Source organism: Psychrobacter sp. CCUG 69069 (assembly GCF_021023115.1).
GTDB lineage: Bacteria > Pseudomonadota > Gammaproteobacteria > Pseudomonadales > Moraxellaceae > Psychrobacter > Psychrobacter namhaensis.
Genome location: NZ_QQAI01000039.1, coordinates 1 through 1,530 on the forward strand (window position 1 = coordinate 1; position 1,530 = coordinate 1,530).

The window sequence follows — 1,530 nt, forward strand, 5'->3', positions numbered from 1 at the left end:
TAGCTACTCGTATCAAGAATGAGCCGCTATGTACTATAGGTATAGATTAACAAACGAAGACTGACCATTTGATGACGAGCGCATGACATCTTTGTCAGATACCAGTCCGTTTTGTCATTTATATTGATTTGGGTATTATAAAATCATAATTATATTGAAGGATTACTATGAAAGTACTACTAGTAGAAGATGAATTAAAACTCGGCGAATATGTAAAAAAAGGCTTAAGTGAAGCAGGCTTCATTGTTGATCATCAGCTGACAGGTTTAGATGGCTACCATGCTATGATGACTGAAGAGTTTAGCGTGATACTCATGGATGTTATGCTGCCTGATGTTAGCGGTTTTGAGCTAGTACGTAATTACCGAGCGGCTGGCAAGCATACGCCAGTGTTATTTCTAACCGCAAAAGATGATTTAGATGACAAAATCAAGGGGATTGAGATTGGCGGTGATGATTATCTGACCAAACCTTTTGCCTTTGCAGAGTTAATAGTCAGGATAAAAAGCTTATTACGACGCGCCAATCAAGCCGACTATAAAAGTACGCTCATGCAAATAGCGGATCTCAAAATGGACATTGCCAAGCGCACTGTACATAGAGGAGACACGCCCATTAAACTAACCGCAAAAGAGTTCTCCCTATTACAGTTTCTATTAGAGCGCCGCGGTGAAGTATTACCACGCTCAATCATTGCTTCACAAGTATGGGATATGAACTTTGATAACGATACTAATGTGATTGATGTGGCAATAAGACGTCTGCGTATAAAAATAGACGATGAGTTTGATACCAAGCTAATTCATACTGTGCGTGGCATGGGCTACCGATTAGATGCTGTCGACGTTTCAGCTAGTAATAAAGCTGCCAGCGAAACGGAAGATAGCCAATATGATAAATAGATTGGACAATCGACGCTTACCCTTACTATGGCGAACTGTGTTTTTATTGACGATGTTTGTCGTTTTATCGCAGTTGATAATCTATATCTGGGTACAGCACTCTGTTAAAGGCCATTTTGAGCAAATGGATGCTGAAATCATTACCCACGCAGCCTTTAATCTACGTAAGCGCGTAACAGAGGCGGATAACCAAATAGCCTCTCAGACACTACCTAAGCCTCAAAGTCCATCAAACACTCAACAACCGCTAAGCTCGAAAGCTTCTTCAAATCTACTTCCTACAATAGCCACAGAAAATGATGATCACCTGCATTCATCAGCGCTAGATTACGATCTAAAAACTATCATTGCTGATAAAGAGGGGCGATTGCTATCTAGTACTCCCAAAAACTTTGCTAATGAATTAAGTGCCGACTTTAACCTATTATCATTACAGCAAAATCATGATGACAGACAGTTTGTAATAAATATTAAAGACAGACGTTATCGAGCTATGGTTATTGGAGACGATGACATGCTTGCCCTTATCGCCTTACCCATTGACGTGCATCATCAGTATTTATTACAGTTTAACCGTCAACTTAGTCTGATCCTATTTGCCATCACACTACTGTTGGTTTCAATAGCA

General features: G+C 39.9%; 1 protein-coding gene and 1 pseudogene. Both read left to right on the forward strand.

From position 1 onward, the window contains the following. Nucleotides 1–167: 167 nt before the first annotated feature. Nucleotides 168–902, forward strand: coding sequence for a heavy metal response regulator transcription factor (locus tag DVY93_RS12365; protein ID WP_025645672.1), 735 nt, complete (start codon nucleotides 168–170; stop codon nucleotides 900–902). Then, nucleotides 892–1,530 (forward strand): annotated as a pseudogene (locus DVY93_RS12370) (ATP-binding protein); the annotation flags it as partial. The gene DVY93_RS12365 and the pseudogene DVY93_RS12370, both read left to right, overlap by 11 nt.